Raw genomic sequence first — 17803 nt, 5'->3', positions numbered from 1 at the left:
CTTATAAATAATTAATAGTATTTAAGTCGCCTACTTACAAAAAATGATTTTAAATTTTCCATAACTCATCTATTAAAACATTAATTATCAGTATAAGCATCATAAACATTCCAAGCCCAAACAATAAATGGAATGATGTATGTCCACCAGAAAAAGAAAGAGACTACCCCAGCTATTACCCATATAATAATTGCCTTGATAATTTGCCCTTTAACTAACTGACCTAAGCCAGGAATAAAAAATGATAAAATTGCCGGTAATGTGTGTGCTTGTGTTTGCATAGCTTTTGAAGTTTTAGATGATTCGTAATAAGTTTATTGCTTTATATTTTTCAATAAGAGATGCTCGATTTTACTCTTAATAGTACATCCTTCTATTATTTTGAGAAGATTTATTAAATATTTCCCCTCCACCATTTATCACATAAAAAAACCATTCCTCCATTTTCAATCTCCACAATTTGTTTTTGCAAAACCTATTGTATTATATTTGTAGTGTACTATTAAACTAATACAGTATATGATATCAATAAACAACCTCTCGTTTAATTATGGAAAACGAAAACCTGTATTCCGAAATTTAAACCTAAACCTATCTGCTGGAAATGTATATGGCTTATTAGGCAAAAACGGTGCGGGTAAATCATCATTACTTAGAAATATGGCGGGTTTGCTGTTCCCTAGCGAAGGTTCTTGTACCGTAAATGGTTACAAAGCACAAGACCGTCTGCCAAGCTTTTTGCAAGAGATGTATTTTTTACCTGAAGAATTTTATACGCCCCCAGTAAAGATTAAGGATTTTGTAGCTACTTATTCGCCATTTTATCCAAACTTTTCGCTGAAACAATTTTTGGAATATTTAGAAGAATTTCAGATTTCTGATAACGAGAAGTTTACGGAGTTATCATTAGGACAAAAGAAAAAGGCTTTGATTGGCTTTGGTTTGGCAACAAATACGAAAGTGTTGATTATGGATGAACCAACCAATGGTTTGGACATTCCTTCCAAAAGTCAGTTCCGTAAAATCATTGCTTCTGTGGCTACTGACGAGCGAATTATTATTATTTCAACGCACCAAGTACGTGATTTAGATTCTTTGATAGACCCTATCATTATCCTAGACGATTCGGAGGTATTATTACATGCTACTACCGAAGAAATTTCTGAAAAATTATCTTTCAAAACAGTTTCTGTAGTAACAGACCATGAGAAAGTTTTGTATTCAGAACATTCGATAAGAGGATTTTCGGTGGTGATGCCTAACAATGGTCATGAAAACAATAAAGTAGATTTAGAATTATTATTCAATGCTGCTTTAGCCAATCGCCAGTCTATTAAAGACATCTTTCAATAGCCTTTATCTGTTTAACTCAATAGTCATCACGAATATGACTATCCAACAACTTAGAGCAAAATACTATGAATAACTTTTTTGATTACAGCCGTTTTTCACTCCTTGTGAAAAGACAATGGACTGAAAACAAGTTTATATTTCTGATGGGACTAGTCATTTTTGGCTGTATTACTGCGGTAATTTATTCCATCAATTTTGACGCAGAAAATGATTATTTGCTAAAAAGAGGCATGCAGACAATGATGTTTATTATTGGTCTTTTTGGAGGAGGTACATTATTTGCAAATTATCTTTTCAAAGATTTTGGCAATAATAGTCAAACACTGAGTTTCTTGATGACGCCAGCATCGCACTTTGAAAAAATCACTGCTGGTATGTTTTATGCACTCATTGTCTTTCCTGTAGTTTATGCAATTACTTTCGGATTGGTTGATGGCGCTTTCGTAAAGCTTTCGGGCAATCCTCATAACGAAGTTTTGTATTCTATGGTGATGAATTCTTACAAAGAATATGATTTCTTAATATGTGTTTGGGTTGCGTTACAAATGTTTGTGATATTAGGGGCTATTTATTTTGGCAGGATGTCTTACATCAAAACAGCTTTTACAGGATTCTTGATATTAGCATCGTTGGGATTGATTCAGTATTTGTTGTACAAAATCATCATTGGTTCAGGCTCACATAATATTGATATGGGAAATCATAATAGACAACATCTTTCAAGTGAATTCCAATTCATGATGGATGGCTCAAAATATGCTTTCTATTATTTACTAGCACCAGTGATAGCAATAATAGCCTATTTTAAATTAAAAGAAAAGGAGGTTTAACATGGAATTCAGAGATAATCAAGCAATTTACCTCCAAATAGCAGAGTATATTTGTGAGCGTATCTTACTGAAACAGTGGATGATTGGCGATAAAATCCCATCCGTTCGTGAACTAGCTGTTCAGTTGGAAGTAAACCCTAATACGGTAATGAGAACTTACGAGTTCTTGCAACAAAAGGAAATTATTTTTACTAAAAGAGGCATGGGTTTTTTTGTATCAGATGATGCCCAAGACAAAGTTCTAGCCTTTAGAAAAGAAGAGTTCTTAGGAAATGAATTACCAGTATTCTTTAAAAATATTCATTTATTAGGACTAGATTTTGATTTTATTAAAGACAGATTCGAGGCATTTAAAACAGCTAATTTTTAAGCACAAAACTTATGAAAACATCAAATAAATTATTGGTAGCTTTGGCTTGTATATTAGTCATTGGAATGACCTCTTTTACGATATTGCTTAAAGCTGAATACAAAAACAAGGTTGCAAAAATTGATATTTCAAAACAAGTTATTAAACTAAAACCATTTAATAACCTTGAATTAATATCACTAGAAGATTATAATAATATTAATGTTGAAATCGAAGAAGGCACTGAATACAGTATCAAGAACGTGCCTAATGCTAAAGTTGTAGGAGAATCATTGAAGATTGATAGTAGTTCAGAAATATATGGGAAAATAATTATTACTGTTCCTAAACTTCCTGCTATTTCTTTACAAGGCTACGAAATATCGGTAAAAATTAATGGTAAAAGTACCAAATTTGCTAACAGTAATTTAGCTGTAAATAGTACTGCCACTGGAGACTTAACACTAAACAATTGTGATTTAACAGCGGTAAACATCAAAGCTGACAATGCAGAGGTTAAAGAACATTGGAGGGATGATTGGGATCGTTACTATCATTTCCACTTAAATGACTCTAAGGTTGCTAACTCAGATATTTCATTGAAAGGCAAATCAACTTTATCATTGAAAAAAACAGCATTGTTATCACCTACATTTGATTTGAGTGATTCTGCTTCTATCACGATTGAAGGGAATGCGATGAATCCTTTTGTGAAGAAATAGTCATCCATTCTGCTAGTAAAGCCCAGCAGTGAGCCTCGCAAGTCCAGTTGATATGAAAGACTTTTGAAGAAGCTATTTTATACAACATCGGATTTTCGTAGGCTGTCAGCAACCCTGCAATAAAAAAGTAAAAACCTGTAAATATCTCCTTTGAGAAATCGACAAGTTCGGTTTTTTCAAAGGAGATATTGAAGCGTAATAGACTGGTTTCGATAAGGATTCTATCCATCAAAGCCAAATTTGGTCGCCTAAAGTAGTCTAACATATCTGCTACTAATTTTTCTCGGCAAATCTCTAAAGCCTCAATCCTAAATTTTGCCATTAATCTCGCTACATGATACATGATGATGGGTGTTCGGACGTAGTGATGCGCTACTCTAAAGGGTTGATTGATATACTGATCTGATAAGATAACCTGTTGAAGGTATTTTATAGCATCATTCCCATGTTCATCGAGCGTTATATTATACGAAAGCAAGCAATAAATCATATTTGATAAAGCACAGGCATCAAATTCGATATACATTTTTTTACCAAACCAAGTTGAATATGCTTTTAAGGTTTTGTATTCCTCAAAGGTATTTTCGATAGTCTGCGTATATCCATTTGAATGTTTTACTAGCTTATCTTTCAAAGCAATGACTTCTTCTTGCGAAAATTGCTTCGTCAAGAAAACCATTGAAGTATCATCAATATCATCTGGAATTTTAAAGTGATTCAGTTTGTGGAGGATATTGCCGTGTGGAAAATGCTGAGATGGTTTTGTTTGAAAGAAGTTATAGGTATTCAGCCCATCTTTATTCTGAAAAAGCGGATATGTAGCAATGGCTTTTTTAGTAATTTTTTTAATAAGTATTTGAGAAGTTTCCGATAGGTTTTCTTTGATGCTATTCAACGTAAAAACGGTAATAGCAGTAAAAAAAATATTAGTATCTGGACGACGATAATGCAAAATATTATTTTCCCTGAAAGATTCAAAAATACCTTCAGGGAAATATGTTCTATCAGCAGACGTCTGTAAATCTGCAATTTTTAAAATTATATCGTCAATTGTCAAAACATTGAATTTTTAAATCTTCATTCATTACACATATCTTTATTTTCAAATCGACACATTTTCAAATTTTCAAATTCTAAAGATATTTCACCATCGCATTTTCATCTACAAACAAATCATCACTCATTCTGATAGCTTGTTTTTCAAAACTAAATACTTCAAACCCTTCCGAAAGATACAAATTTTTAGCCCGATGATTATCAGCTATTAATGTCAATACAATCTGTTTTAGGCCTACTCCTTGTTTGGCTCTTTCGATAGCAGCCTGCAATAGTTTCCGTCCAAGACCCAACCCTTTGGCTTCGGGCGCTACATACATCCTAAAAATCAACCCTTTGTGTTTGAGTTTCAAGACATTTTCTCTTTTAAATCCAACTGTTCCTAACAAATCTCCTTCGTCAGAAAAAGCCCCTAAAGTAAAGCTTTCAAAAGTATCTTCAGTAGGGAAAGCTTCGCCAGCAATATCAACTGGCGAAACCCTAAAAAATTGAGATTCTTCTGTAATGGCTTTGTGCAATAAGGTATAATAAAGCTGGATTTCAGCCTCGGTATTGATAACTTTTATGTTCATACTAAAGCGGATAGTCCATTTTAATGTCTGTTCTTTCGTAAAAAGTCTTTCCGAGAGGTACTTCTACAAACCCTATGCTTTTGTAGATTGAAATGGCTGGTTTTAGTGCTGTATTCGATAACAAATATAAGCCTTTGGCTTTACGAGCTTTAGCTTCATCAATTGTTTTTACACATAGCTTTTTGCCTAAGCCCAAGCCTTGGGCTTTAGGCATTACGCCCATTTTTGCCAATTCGTAAATACCATCTCCATCATGGATTAAGGCAGAAGTACCCACAATCTCATCCCCTAATTTTGCTAGAAAAATTTGTCCCCCATTAGCGATAATTTCATCAGGTGCTTCTAATTGTTCCAAATCGTGAGGTTCTACTTTGAAAAACGTTTCAATCCATTCTAGATTAATACGTTTGAAGTCGTCTTTATAAGCGTGCTGATATTCGATAATTTGTACATTATTCTCCATGATTTCTTGGGGATTTATTTGAATATTCTTTTCAAAAAAATGAGTATCCACTGGCATAAAAGGGAAAACAGAAGGAATATTTTGTTTTTCGATAGCCTCAAAACCGTTTCTGATATAAAAGCGAATGGCTGCTTGTAGGCGTTCTAATGTTCCTAAATATAGGTTTGTCATGCCAGCTTTTTGTGCTTCGGTGGTTAATAAATCCAAGAGTTTCTGAGCAATGCCATATTTTTTTCCCCGAAACTCTTTCTTAACAAACATTTTACGAATAGCTCCTACGTTTTCACCACAATCAATCAAAGCGATGCTTCCAACTACCTTACCGTCGTGTAAGGCTACCCAGAAATTGCCATAGTTTTGTTGGTAAAAATTCGGAATGTCTAATAAATCTTGTTGTTCATTAATGGTAATCGGTACTTGAAATTCCTTTTGCTGAATAGTCAAAATTAAATCTACTACTTGGTCTGTATATCGATTTTCAAAGGATTGTATCTGTATCATTGTCTTCACTATTAAACTATTATTTCACCTATTAAATATGGGGCTACTTTACCCGCCATTTTTACCCTGTCGCCCGCTAACGTACAGAGCAGCTCCCCTCCTCTGGCAGATATTTGCTTGGCTGTTAGGATATTCTTTCCTAATTTTTCTGCCCAGTAGGGTGTTAAGGTAGTATGGGCGGAGCCTGTGACGGGGTCTTCGTCGATACCTGACTGTGGTCCAAAAAATCTTGATACAAAATCTACCTCATCTCCTTTGGCAGTAACGATAATGCCTCTGCATTTTACCTTGGCAATGATCTTGAAATCGGGCTTTAGGGCTTTTACTTGGCTTTCGTTTTCAAAAACTAGAAAATAGTCTGTAATACCTTTTAGGGTTTCTTGGGGTTTTATTCTCAGTCCTTCTATTAATTCTTCAGGTGTTTCTGCCACTACTGGAATATCAACAGGGAAATCTAGTTCTAATAAATCGTCTTTCTTTGCTACTTTCAGAACACCACTTTTAGACTTAAACTCAATGGTTGTTTTGGGATATTTAGCGTATTCAAAAATGGTGTAGGCAGTCGCTAGTGTAGCATGACCACAGAGGTTTACTTCAACGGTTGGCGTAAACCATCGTATATGAAACTGTTCACCTTCGGCGACATAAAAAGCCGTTTCGGCAAGGTTATTTTCAGCAGCAATTTTTTGCATTAGTTCATCAGTAATCCATTCAGTAAGGGGTACTACAGCGGCAGGATTACCCGCAAATACTTCATTCGTAAATGCGTCTAATTGATAGATTGTTAGGTTCATAATGGCTATCAGCTTTCAGTAATGAGCTTTGGGCTTTTTTAAATGTTTTTTCAGCTATGAGCAGTGAGCTATAAGCTTTTTGAAATAAGAATAAATACACAAGATTTTAGAAGTATAAAAAGCTCAAAGCTGATTGCTCAAAGCTCAAAGCTTCACTCTAATTTGTGAAACTCCTTAAAGCGTTCTAAGTAACTTTTTTCAGACCAAGCATCTTCAATTTCTTTGACGGCAATCAGTAAATTATGCTCTTGATTCTCGATGATTTCGGCATTCATTAGTTTTATTTCCTCCCAAATTTTTTGGAGAGTCGGTAATAAAGTCTTTCCCTTTTTTGATAATTTCAAATTACGTTTACGAGCGTCCTCGTCCGACTTCTTAGAAATGATCAAACCTTTTTTCTCCAACTCCTTCGCCATTTGAATAACGGCAGGATGCGTAACATTCAACCCTTCAGCTATTTCCATAATTCCCGCCTCGTTTTTCTGAGACAGAAAGTAAAAAATAGGAAACCATTTTGGTTGAAAGTCTACTCCGTAGAAACGATACACATCTTCACCACCACGCATGATAGTCTCGCTGAGTCGTTTGAGCCTACTTCCAAAAGCCAAAGGGCCTAATTCTGATATTAAATCCATTTTATGTAAACAATTACGTAAGTACTTACGCAAATTTTAAAAGTTTTTTTGAATTAAACAAAAAAATCTTCTCCTTTTTGAAAAAGAGAAGATTTTTAGGGGAGAGATTTTTAGATAAGGCTATTTTGTTAATCGTAACCTTAGTTATATATAAACCACAAGCTTAGCTTGGCGTGTTAAGGATTAGAAATCCTTATTTAATAAAGTCGAAGATGTAGCGAGCTAACATCCCAACCAACATCTGTTATATTAAACTTCTTTCACTTCAATGGCATATTTAGGCAGTTCTTGCTTTATTTTTTCATATATTTTTATCCATTCTTGATAGCCTTCCTCAATTTGAGAAGCTGAGAAACTTGCCCAATTAGCATGTTTACGGGTAAATTCCAACTCTTCTTCCTTTCTTATTAATAATTGCTGTGGTGAGGGAATAAAAACCGTATGTAATCGATGATTATTTTCTTTAAGTTTATTTGATAAATTAACTATTGAATCAATATCGTGATAATAACGAATCAAAACATCGTTCTTTTTTCTACTTAATTCAGTGGACAGTGAGTTCAAAATCTTTTCTTGATCATAATTTACACTCAGTTTACGTTCAGTTAAAAACTTATCCATACTAATTTTTTCAACATTTAGTTTTTCGAAAACAGTATCTGTTTCTTGCATTTCTACTATTATATATACATTCATAGTTCTAAACATTTAATTGATTATTTTTAACTGAATGCCTAATTCTTCTAATTCTACATTGCCCCTCCCCTCGCTTGACGTAGTGTTCCTGCACTACGTCAGTGTGTACTGCAATGTTACATTGCAAAAATACAACGCATTTTATGATTATTCCCAAGCTGTGTACGCATATACCACTAGCAGTTGCGGACTAGGCGTCGCCTTCTAAGAAGGCCTGACACACTGACGTAGTGAAAAACACCACGCCAAGCGAGGGTCTTGGACGTTTTATATCATTCAGTTTGAAACTGAATTAAGGAATTAGTACAAGTGAGGTTTTGTTTGATAGTTTTGGTAATTAAAGGAGTTTTCCACCACTAAATCAATAATTTTTTTATTATCAGGTATTTCTATTTGAATTATTTCATCTATAAATACTTTGCCTAACATTCCTAATGGATATTGTGGGTCTGAATCTATTGGATAACCTTGTCTAAATCTACATAAGTATTCAGTATCACAATTTAAACAAGAATAATAAATAGGCTCAATTGAGGATGTAACAGGATATTCCTGTCTAAAAATATCATTCGATATCACATAAAAATCACCTTGAAACTCCTTTACAGAAGTTGCTTCAAATAATAATGGGAACTCATGCAAAAATTTTGTTGTAAAATATTTTGAACATAAGTAGTCTATTTTTTTATAACTTAATTGAGCATTCATTGATTTAGTTGAATCATAATGTAATCCGAAACTAACATTCTGCTTACAACTGGTACATATATGTTCAACATTCCAACTACAGTTGTAATTAAATGAGAGAGTAATATTAGCAAAGGGTATGTCATTTGTAAAATCTACCTTTATGTTTTTAGATAAAGGCTCCCCATATAAGAATACGTTAACTTGATTTATTATAGCTTTTTTTATTATCATTATCGAAATACAGTATTTATAAGATTAAAGTATTTTTGACTTTGTCTCTAGCTTTTTTAAGTTTCCTATAAAAATTATAGTATGAGTCCCTCGCTTGGCGTAGTGTTCCTGCACTACGTCAGTGTGTACTGCAATATTACATTGCAAAAATGCAACGCATTTTATAATTATTCCTAAGCTGTGCACTCATATACCACTAGCCGTTGCGGACTAGGCGTTGCCTTCTAAGAAGGTCTGACACACTGACGTAGTGAAAAACACCACACTAAGCGAGGGTACGTACTACTTAAAAAGTCATAATACTTCCTTTGACACGAATATTTGAATTACCATGTATGTATGAGGGATAATGACTAGAATATTCAACATAACTATAATCAACATATTTAACTATTTTTTCATTTTCCCCAATCCAAAAACTACTATCATAGCTAAAAGAAGATACAGGTAAAAAAACTATTCCTTTAAAGCCATTGGTAACATTTCCATTACTTTGTAAGCAATTACAAAATACACCAATTATAGGCGATGCATATACGCTTACATCTATTGAATCACCATTTTGTGTCCATTTTTTTTTATAGTGTTGAACCTTAACTTTATTAATACTTATTAATGAAAGTAGATTTTTAATTTGTAATTTATAGTCATCATCAAAGTTATAATTAGTCGCAGTAGATGCAGAAAACATATCTACTCTATTCTGTTTTTTACATCGATCTAGAATATCTTTGGAATATTCTTCTGAATACAAAGGTGAAACTTCAAAGGCATTCTTTTTCCGTATAGAATCCTGTTGTATTATCCAATAATATTTTTTTTTTAGTTTGGTACCTTTCTTTGTTACCTCAAAAGTGAAAACCACATATTTTTTTAAGTCAATAATATTTGACTGTCCTTTTACTATGTGGCAAATAAGCACGAGGAAAAACGTTATTAATTTAACTTTTTTATTTTTCATGAGCGTTATTCCATATTTCGTTAACTTCTGCACCGATAAGTCGTCCAGGAGGATAATCCATTAATCCCTTCGCTTGGCGTAGTGTTCCTGCACTACGTCAGTGTGTACTGCAATGTTACATTGCAAAAATGCAACGCATTTTATGATTATTCCCAAGCTGTGTACGCATATACCACTATCCGTTGCGGACTAGGCGTTGCCTTCTAAGAAGGTCTGACACACTGACGTAGTGAAAAACACTACGCCAAGCGAGGGGCAGCACGGATATTATTACTGTGGCTCTTAATAAAATTTTACAACTTGATTTTCAAATCTTTCCAGTTCGATTGAGGATAATTGATAATCGTCTAAAAAACCAATTAGTATATTGTACTTTTTATACATTTCTAAAAATATATTGATTAATTGCAAATCAATTATTGTTGTACTTAAAATAAGTGTAAAATATTCCTTTTTTTTATCAATATTTTCTACAAAAAAATATGCTGTTTCTATTATTGGCCTAATATTTTCATCGATAACTGAAATATTAATTTCTGAATCTAATATTATTTTTTTTATTTCATGTCGGGTTACATCTGATTCGCAAAAAATTATAATCGTCTTGTTATAATCTGGCTCTAACTTAATAACTTTATTATACTCTTTAATAAAATTATTACTATCGAAAACTAAAAAGAAATTAGCTTTTAGTTCAACTTCGTTAAATTCTTGGTATATTGAATATATTAATTTGCACATAATACTGTTACTATCATTATTTTTTTTACTAATCTCAAAATGTACTGAATGTTCATTAATTATGCTTTCTTTTGCAGCATAAAAATAAATATTTCCATTTCCAGAATCGATTCCACCAGATAACCTCTCTTCATCAAAGAAATATCCCTTATTTTTTTCAATAATCTCTTTGAAATTTTTCACATTAAAACTTCGTGAAAAAAGTGTTGCATTTCCTGTCATTTTAATGAGTTTAAAAGTCTTCAAAATTTCTAAATTACCTCTACTTACCCGTGCCGTGCTGTTCCATGTCTTCATACTTGGACCGATAAATAATAAGGCAGTCTCTGACTGCATCAGGTTTTAGGCTATTAGGTTCCGCTCTTCATCCCTAACGAGGGAATAAATTCCCCTACTCGTTCAAGACTGAGTCTTGGACGCTTTACTTGATACTTGTACTAGACAGAGCAAAACTACAAAATTTTTAGTGACCTACCTTCATTCATAAAAAAACAAAAAATACATTTGCATTTTACAAACCGATTGGTTTATATTTGTTCTATGTTTACAAAATCAGATATTACCAGACAAGCTATTATTGAAAAATCAGCTCCTATTTTCAATACTAAGGGTTATAGTGCTACCACTATGAACGATATTTTGTTGGCCACTGGATTAACCAAGGGTGGTGTATATGGAAATTTTGAAAGTAAAGACCAAATTGCTATTGAGGCATTTGAACATTCTATAGGCAAGCTTTTAGAAGCTTTACGTTTTAAAATTAAAAAGGAAAATACTGCCAAAGACAAACTCTTTGCTATTCTAAGTTTCTATAAAAACTATAGTATAAGTCCTTTAACAGCAGGTGGTTGCCCTCTACTGAATACTGCGATAGAATCTGACGACAATCTGCCCTTCCTGAAAATCAAGGCACAAAAAGCACTAGATGAACTGTTAGGAGGCTTAACATTTATCATTCGCAAAGGTATCGAGTCAAAAGAATTTAGGGATGACTTAGATGCTCAGAAGGAAGCCACCTTAATATTTAGTGTTATTCAAGGGGGGCTGATGATGAGTAAATTGGCGGATAATCCAAAAATATTAAATGGCTTGTTAGAAAACCTAAAAGCTACTATTAGTACACAATATTTACGATAAATTTTTTTATTCAAAAACAAACCGTTCGGTTTATTTTAACTTACCCTTATTTAAAATTTAGGAATGGCAAGCATAAAGAAAATATCAGCACGTCTAACAGGTCTTTATTTCAATCTGTTAGCCTTTGTGCTTCCTGAAAAGCTAAAAAAAGATGGCTTTAACCTTTTTTGTACACCATTTTCAAAAGGTCTTAAGCCCCATCACCAAGCATTTTTGATGCCTGCCTTTGGTGAAATACTTGAAATAGACGGAAACAAAATTCAAACTTACCGTTGGGGTACTGGTTTCAAAAAAGTATTATTGGTTCATGGATGGGCAAGTCATAGTTTCAGGTGGAAATCATATATTAAGGCTTTGGTCGAACATGACTTTACTGTTTTGGCCTTAGATGCTCCTGCACATGGTAACTCTACGGGTAAAATCATGAATTTAGTTATCTATGAAAGAACTTTGTCCGCATTCTTGGAAAAGCATCACGATTTACACACCATCATCGGGCATTCAATAGGTGGTTTTGCTACTACTTATTACCTAAGTCGAAATCCAGAGGCATCCATTCAAAATGCGATTATTTTGGCGGCTCCAGGAAAAGTAGAAGAGTTTTTTGCATTTTATGTTCAATTCTTGGGACTTTCAAATAAAGCCATCAGGTTAATTGCTGAGCAATTTGAAAAAGAACTACATCAAAAGCCTTCGTACTTCTCAGCAATCAATTTTGCCCAAAACATCAACACAAAGGCACTCATTGTTCATGATAGAGGAGATAAATCTACCAATTATTTAGATTCAGAAAACCTCAGTCAAGTTTGGAAAGGCTCAACACTGAAACTTACTAAGGGACTTGGGCATGAATTGAAAAGTGAAGAATTACTACAGGAGATTATCAGTTTTATACAATAAACATCATAATAAATAGTGATTAGTAATTAGTGAACATTCTGCCGTCTTGATAGCATTCAAATGATTTATTTTCAGTTACTTATGACAAACAAAAACGTTGATTAAATTGTATTGATTACTTAAAAATTTGTTTTACAGCCGTTTTAATTTATTGAATCTTAATTTTAAAAACAGTCTCTCAAAATGAAATACGTCTTAATCTTACACGAAGTAAAAGATTATCTATTGTGGAAAAAAGTCTTTGACGAAGCCGCAACCATTAGGAAACTAGCAGGCGAAATTTCTTATCAATTACTTAAATACGAACAGGATGCTAACAACATCGTACATTTTTCTGCTTGGACTTCCCTTGAAAATGCAAAGAAATTCTTTGAGTCGCCTGAGCTAATTGAAATTAGGATCAAAGCAGGTGTAAAAGCGCCAACGTTTATTTACTTAGAAAAGCTAGAAGAAGGAATATTATAAATATATAATAAGATGGATAACAATTATTTAGATAGTACCATTAAGCAATTTGAGTACTACAAAATGCTTGCAGAAAAGACCTTTAATCAAGTAAGCGATGATAAGCTTTTCTGGCAATACAACGAGGAAAGTAATAGTATTGCGATGATTGTAAACCACCTTGCTGGAAATATGCTTTCACGATGGTCGGATTTCTTAACAACAGATGGTGAAAAAGAATGGAGGAATAGGGATGCGGAATTTGAAAATATCATCCGCACCAAAGATGATTTAATGAATAAGTGGAATGAAGGGTGGAATTGTCTATTCAATACACTCAACACATTAACCTATGCCGATTTAGACACTATTATATATATACGAAACCAAGGGCATACCGTGCAGGAAGCCATCAACAGACAGCTTGCTCATTATCCATACCATGTTGGGCAAATTGTTTATATCGGTAAAATGGCTACTGATAACTGGCAATCTTTATCGATACCAAAAGGTAATTCGGATAGTTACAATAGCAACAAATTTTCTAAGCCAAAACAGAAAACTCATTTTACAGATGAGTACCTAAAATAATATTCAACCCATGAAAACCTTTCTATCTGCCTTCTTTCTTGTTCTTTTGCCCCTTATGTTAACGGGACAAAAGCTAACATTGGCTCAACAGGATTCAGTTTTTGTACGTGAAAATTTCTCTAAGCAAGAAGTGTATATCACTATGCGAGATGGCATTAGATTATTCACCTCCATTTATATTCCTAAAGATATTTCCAGTGAAAACCCCTACCCTTTTTTAATCCACCGTACATGTTTTGGTTCTTCACCTTATGGGACTAGCAATTACCCAAAGCTCCTGTATTATTCAAATCACGTAATGCGAGAAAAGTTTATTTTTGTCAAGCAAGACGTAAGAGGAAGGTATATGTCAGAGGGTATTTTTACAAATATGACTCCCTACATTCCGTCGAAAAAAACTTTAAAAGACGTAGATGAATCTTCTGATACATACGATACCATAGAATGGTTATTGAAAAACATTCCGAACAACAATGGCAATGTAGGATTATATGGCATTTCCTATACTGGCTTTTATGCCATTGCAGGTGCTTTAAGCGGACATCCTGCTATCAAAGCTGTTTCTCCACAAGCACCCATTTCAGATTTTTTCTTTGAAGACTTCCACCATAATGGTGCTTTTGTTTTAGCTGTTGGCAATGCCCTACCAGTTTTCGGCATTCATGCCCCAAAACCAACCGAAAGACATTGGTTTCTAGCACATTTCCCTGAGATTAAAACCAATAATGGTTACAGTTGGTACAAGTCAATGACTCCTCTACAAAATTTTGGAAAACTGTATTTGGATAATTTCTTTTGGAATGAAATAATCGAGCATCCTAACTATGATGATTTTTGGCAGAAACGCAGCATAATTCCCCATTTGAATCCACCTACAAAGATGCCTCCCATATTAAATGTTGGCGGTTGGTTCGATGCCGAAGATATGGTTGGTGTGTTGGATATATATAAGCAGATAGAAAAAAACAATGCTGCTGTGTCAAACACGTTGATTATGGGGCCTTTTGGTCATGGAGATTGGTCAAGAGAACAAGGGCGCCACATGCAAGGAAACATCTATTTTGGTGATAGTTTAGCAACATTTTTTCAGAAAAACATCGAATTACCATTCTATAAAAAACATTTAAAAAATGCTATTGACAAAGACACCCAATTGCCTAAAGCCTACCTTTTTGATACAGGTAAAAAAGAATGGACAAATTTTGCTGAATATCCAGTTAAAGATGCTGTAGGGTTAGATTTATACCTTCATGCAGATAAAAAACTATCAGCAGTTTATCCCAAAAATGGATTTCGGCAATATGTATCCGACCCTAAGCATCCAGTTCCTTATGCGGAAGAAGTATTTGAATCTCTTGATTTCTTACCTAATTACATGAGTGACGACCAAAGGTTTGTTACTAATAGAAAGGATGTGCTAACTTTTCAAACCGAAGCATTACAGGAAGATATTACCTTTATTGGAGAGATAAAGATTAATCTAAAATTTTCGACAACAGGAACTGATGCTGATTTTTTTGTTAAAGTTATCGACGGTTATCCTCAAAATGAACCCAATAGTCCTTACACGCCAGAAGGTATCAAATTGGCTGGCTATCAGCAGATGGTTCGTAGTGAAATAATGAGAGCAAAATTCAGAAATTCTTTCGCCCGTCCTGAACCACTTGTTCCAAACCTTAAAACTAATCTGGATTTTAGACTTCAAGATGTTTACCACACCTTCAAAAAAGCTCATAGCATCATGATTCAAATTCAGTCGTCCGCCTTTCCGTTGTTTGATGTTAATCCTCAAAAATTCGTAAACAATATTTATAAAGCCAATGAAAGAGATTTTCAGAAAGCAACCATAAAAGTATTCAGCGAAAGTAAAATATCCGTAAACATTTTATCAAACACTACAAATGGGAAATAAAATATACATCATTGGTGCAGGAGCTGTAGGTAAAGCGTTAGCAGTTTTTTTAAAATTAGAGGGCAAAGACGTATATATCATCAGGGGAAGTGTAGACAATATTCCTACACAATACGAGACAATAGCTGTTCAAACAGACCAACAAACTATCTTGAAAGCCGAAATCGAAGTGAGTTCTCTTGCTAGTCATTCAGCATTCGATGGTATATTGGTTGTCACCAACAAATCTTTTGGAAATGAAAAGCTAGCTGAAACGTTAAAGATAAGTGCTAAATACTCGCCGATAGTCCTTCTACAAAATGGACTAGGCGTAGAATCTCCGTTTCTTGAAAAAGGGTTCACAGATATACATCGATGTGTGTTGTTTACGACCTGCCAAGTAGTAGGAGAAAACCTAGTAAGGTTCAAACCCGTAGCAGTATCGCAAATTGGAATCATTAATGGTAAAGAAGATACCCTACACCATATTGTAAACCAGCTAGACAACCCAATGTTTCAATTTAGAGCAGAAGAAAACATTCAATATACTATCTGGAAAAAAGCGATTGTAAACTGTGTTTTCAATTCCATTTGCCCCCTTTTAGATACTGATAATGGTATATTTTTAAGAGATAAAGGCGTTATGGATTTAGCCAAAAATGTAATTAACGAATGTGTTAATATTGCCAATTTATCAGGTATTGAAATAACTGAGCAGGAAGTAATTGAAAGTGTATTAATGATTAGCACGATGTCCGACGGCCAGCTTATCTCGACCTTACAAGACATTCATAATAAACGAAAAACGGAGATTGAAACACTAAATCTTGCCATAGTAGCTATTGCCCAGAAATTAGGCAAAGAGAATAATGTAGTACAAACAAAACTACTTGGCGACCTTACTAAAATAAAAGCTGAACTGAATTTTCGCGAATAAAACCTTTAGAAGCTGAGTCTTTTGAAAGGGAATTTTTCAGTAGCACGAGTTTCCAACTCGTAAAGTAATCGTTACCTTACGAGTTGGAAACTCGTGCTACTATAGAAAAACCCTAGCTTGGCGTAGTGTTTTTCACTACGTCAGAGTGTCAGGCAATGTTACATTGCAGAAATGAAACGCATTTTGAAATTTTTCAAGTTCGCACTTTGTGTACCACTAGCCGTTGCCTTCTAAGAAGGCATGGCACACTGACGTAGTTAAAAACACTACGCCAAGCGAGGGGGGAAATGGTCTTGTTTATTATTCATAGATAATTAGAACGCAACTAAGTCAGAGGCACTTTTTCAACCCAATCTTCTGACATATATTTACAAACTTCATTGTAATCAGTCATATTTTTTGAGATTATTTTAAAATCTTGACTAAATTCTTCTAACCCATCAATTCTTTGATATATGTATAATATATCATCATTAGAAAACTTAACAAAATAACTTGTAAGCTCGTCCTCTTTAATTTCTGTGATATCAATATTACCATTCAATAATTTACCATAATCCAATCTTTTCCAATTTTTAAATTTATCAAACTCGTTTTTATTGATATATACAAAACTCACTGAATCAAAGAGTAATAATGTAATATTAAGGTCAAATAATATTTTAAGACCATAACTCCCTACTTCAAAAGTATAATAGATGTTTTTAAGAATTTTTTTCATACTATTTCCCCTCGCTTGCCGTAGTATTTTTCACTACCTCAGTGCATACTGCCATGTTACATGGCAAAAATGCAAAGCTTTTTATGTTTTTCAAGTTGTGTTATCTGTGTAACACTAGCCGTTGCGTTCTAATAACGTCTGAGATGCTGACGTAGTAAAACTCTACGCCAAGCGAGGGCATTCTGTATTATATCTACTAATAAATCTCTTTCTGTAAGCATTATTCTAATATATTGTGGTATCAAACTGGTCGCATCCATACAATAGGTATCGCCTTCTAAGAATGCCTGACACGCTGACGTAGTAAAACACTACGCCAAGCGAGGGGATGCTAAAACACTAAAAAATCCTCCAAACAATTTATGATGATTCAAGCTAATTTAATTTTAAAAATAATAATGATAAGTTTCTTAATTCTATATTGCTTAGGTTGTGACAATTGTCAAAAAAATATTTTTAGTATAGAAGAAATTAAAAACTTTTCAGTGAGAAAAGATGGAATCCCCCCTTCAGATGGAGGATTAATCTTATTCGTTAATGTTGGTCTAAAGAAATTGGGAGTGATACAAAAAAGTAGGTTAATTACAT

22 protein-coding genes are annotated in these 17803 nt (G+C 33.8%); 11 read left to right on the top strand and 11 right to left on the bottom strand.

Features of this window, described 5'->3' with window-relative positions; all coding sequences use genetic code 11:
* Positions 1 to 80: 80 nt before the first annotated feature.
* Entirely contained in the window at positions 81 to 281 is a 201-nt protein-coding gene (locus tag AC07XN_RS16300; RefSeq protein ID WP_309919161.1) for a hypothetical protein, read from the bottom strand.
* Between the two features lie 238 nt (positions 282 to 519).
* On the opposite strand from AC07XN_RS16300, the gene AC07XN_RS16295 reads away from it, so the two are divergent.
* The 4 genes from AC07XN_RS16295 to AC07XN_RS16280 all read left to right on the top strand — a co-directional run bounded on the left by AC07XN_RS16295 (position 520) and on the right by AC07XN_RS16280 (position 3254).
* Positions 520 to 1353: an ABC transporter ATP-binding protein gene (locus tag AC07XN_RS16295; protein ID WP_494743848.1), complete on the top strand. Its 834-nt coding sequence runs from the start codon at positions 520 to 522 to the stop codon at positions 1351 to 1353.
* Between the two features lie 143 nt (positions 1354 to 1496).
* Positions 1497 to 2183 (top strand): hypothetical protein, encoded by a 687-nt coding sequence (locus AC07XN_RS16290; RefSeq protein WP_494743847.1) that lies wholly within the window; start codon positions 1497 to 1499, stop codon positions 2181 to 2183.
* Between the two features lies 1 nt (position 2184).
* The gene (locus AC07XN_RS16285; protein WP_309919152.1) at positions 2185 to 2553 is read left to right on the top strand and encodes a GntR family transcriptional regulator; all 369 of its coding nucleotides are present in this window, start codon (positions 2185 to 2187) and stop codon (positions 2551 to 2553) included.
* An 11-nt stretch (positions 2554 to 2564) separates the two neighbouring features.
* Complete coding sequence (locus AC07XN_RS16280; RefSeq protein ID WP_494743846.1) at positions 2565 to 3254, top strand: hypothetical protein; 690 nt, start codon at positions 2565 to 2567, stop codon at positions 3252 to 3254.
* Here the strand turns inward: AC07XN_RS16280 and AC07XN_RS16275 are convergent.
* From AC07XN_RS16275 to AC07XN_RS16235, 9 genes are all read right to left on the bottom strand, one after another.
* Complete coding sequence (locus AC07XN_RS16275; protein ID WP_494743845.1) at positions 3211 to 4311, bottom strand: hypothetical protein; 1101 nt, start codon at positions 4309 to 4311, stop codon at positions 3211 to 3213. The two genes, AC07XN_RS16280 and AC07XN_RS16275, sit on opposite strands and share 44 nt — an antisense overlap.
* Positions 4312 to 4387: 76 nt before the next feature.
* The gene (locus AC07XN_RS16270) at positions 4388 to 4882 is read right to left on the bottom strand and encodes a GNAT family N-acetyltransferase (RefSeq protein ID WP_494743844.1); all 495 of its coding nucleotides are present in this window, start codon (positions 4880 to 4882) and stop codon (positions 4388 to 4390) included.
* Position 4883: 1 nt separating this feature from the next.
* Positions 4884 to 5846: a GNAT family N-acetyltransferase gene (locus tag AC07XN_RS16265; protein ID WP_494743843.1), complete on the bottom strand. Its 963-nt coding sequence runs from the start codon at positions 5844 to 5846 to the stop codon at positions 4884 to 4886.
* An 11-nt stretch (positions 5847 to 5857) separates the two neighbouring features.
* Complete coding sequence (locus AC07XN_RS16260) at positions 5858 to 6640, bottom strand: PhzF family phenazine biosynthesis protein (RefSeq protein WP_494743842.1); 783 nt, start codon at positions 6638 to 6640, stop codon at positions 5858 to 5860.
* A 152-nt stretch (positions 6641 to 6792) separates the two neighbouring features.
* Complete coding sequence (locus AC07XN_RS16255; protein ID WP_494743841.1) at positions 6793 to 7275, bottom strand: MarR family winged helix-turn-helix transcriptional regulator; 483 nt, start codon at positions 7273 to 7275, stop codon at positions 6793 to 6795.
* A 249-nt stretch (positions 7276 to 7524) separates the two neighbouring features.
* The gene (locus AC07XN_RS16250; RefSeq protein ID WP_323250771.1) at positions 7525 to 7971 is read right to left on the bottom strand and encodes a hypothetical protein; all 447 of its coding nucleotides are present in this window, start codon (positions 7969 to 7971) and stop codon (positions 7525 to 7527) included.
* Between the two features lie 300 nt (positions 7972 to 8271).
* Positions 8272 to 8679: a hypothetical protein gene (locus AC07XN_RS16245; RefSeq protein WP_494743840.1), complete on the bottom strand. Its 408-nt coding sequence runs from the start codon at positions 8677 to 8679 to the stop codon at positions 8272 to 8274.
* 499 nt (positions 8680 to 9178) lie between these two features.
* On the bottom strand, positions 9179 to 9853 hold the full coding sequence (locus AC07XN_RS16240; protein WP_494743839.1) for a hypothetical protein: 675 nt from the start codon (positions 9851 to 9853) through the stop codon (positions 9179 to 9181).
* Between the two features lie 282 nt (positions 9854 to 10135).
* Positions 10136 to 10930 carry a hypothetical protein gene (locus AC07XN_RS16235; protein ID WP_494743838.1) on the bottom strand — a complete coding sequence of 265 codons (795 nt, stop codon included), beginning with the start codon at positions 10928 to 10930 and terminating at the stop codon, positions 10136 to 10138.
* A 204-nt stretch (positions 10931 to 11134) separates the two neighbouring features.
* On the opposite strand from AC07XN_RS16235, the gene AC07XN_RS16230 reads away from it, so the two are divergent.
* From AC07XN_RS16230 to AC07XN_RS16205, 6 genes are all read left to right on the top strand, one after another.
* On the top strand, positions 11135 to 11731 hold the full coding sequence (locus AC07XN_RS16230; RefSeq protein ID WP_494743837.1) for a TetR/AcrR family transcriptional regulator: 597 nt from the start codon (positions 11135 to 11137) through the stop codon (positions 11729 to 11731).
* A 63-nt stretch (positions 11732 to 11794) separates the two neighbouring features.
* Entirely contained in the window at positions 11795 to 12631 is an 837-nt protein-coding gene (locus AC07XN_RS16225) for an alpha/beta hydrolase (RefSeq protein ID WP_494743836.1), read from the top strand.
* A 183-nt stretch (positions 12632 to 12814) separates the two neighbouring features.
* Positions 12815 to 13096: a hypothetical protein gene (locus AC07XN_RS16220; protein ID WP_494743835.1), complete on the top strand. Its 282-nt coding sequence runs from the start codon at positions 12815 to 12817 to the stop codon at positions 13094 to 13096.
* 12 nt (positions 13097 to 13108) lie between these two features.
* Positions 13109 to 13666 (top strand): DUF1572 family protein, encoded by a 558-nt coding sequence (locus tag AC07XN_RS16215; RefSeq protein WP_494743834.1) that lies wholly within the window; start codon positions 13109 to 13111, stop codon positions 13664 to 13666.
* A gap of 10 nt (positions 13667 to 13676) precedes the next feature.
* Entirely contained in the window at positions 13677 to 15578 is a 1902-nt protein-coding gene (locus AC07XN_RS16210) for a CocE/NonD family hydrolase (protein WP_494743833.1), read from the top strand.
* Positions 15568 to 16494 (top strand): ketopantoate reductase family protein, encoded by a 927-nt coding sequence (locus AC07XN_RS16205; protein ID WP_494743832.1) that lies wholly within the window; start codon positions 15568 to 15570, stop codon positions 16492 to 16494. The genes AC07XN_RS16210 and AC07XN_RS16205 overlap by 11 nt, the downstream gene beginning before the upstream one ends.
* Before the next feature lie 325 nt (positions 16495 to 16819).
* Here the strand turns inward: AC07XN_RS16205 and AC07XN_RS16200 are convergent, their stop codons facing one another.
* Entirely contained in the window at positions 16820 to 17215 is a 396-nt protein-coding gene (locus AC07XN_RS16200; protein WP_309921152.1) for a hypothetical protein, read from the bottom strand.
* Positions 17216 to 17577: 362 nt separating this feature from the next.
* On the opposite strand from AC07XN_RS16200, the gene AC07XN_RS16195 reads away from it, so the two are divergent.
* Positions 17578 to 17803, top strand: a 226-nt coding sequence (locus tag AC07XN_RS16195; RefSeq protein ID WP_494743831.1) for a hypothetical protein, incomplete at its 3' end; no start/stop codon positions are given.

The sequence above is a fragment of the Arcicella sp. GW458-12-2-14-TSB2 genome (assembly GCF_059423785.1).
The sequence above is the reverse complement of the archived record's forward strand: the minus strand, read 5'-3'. Positions and strand labels throughout refer to the sequence as shown.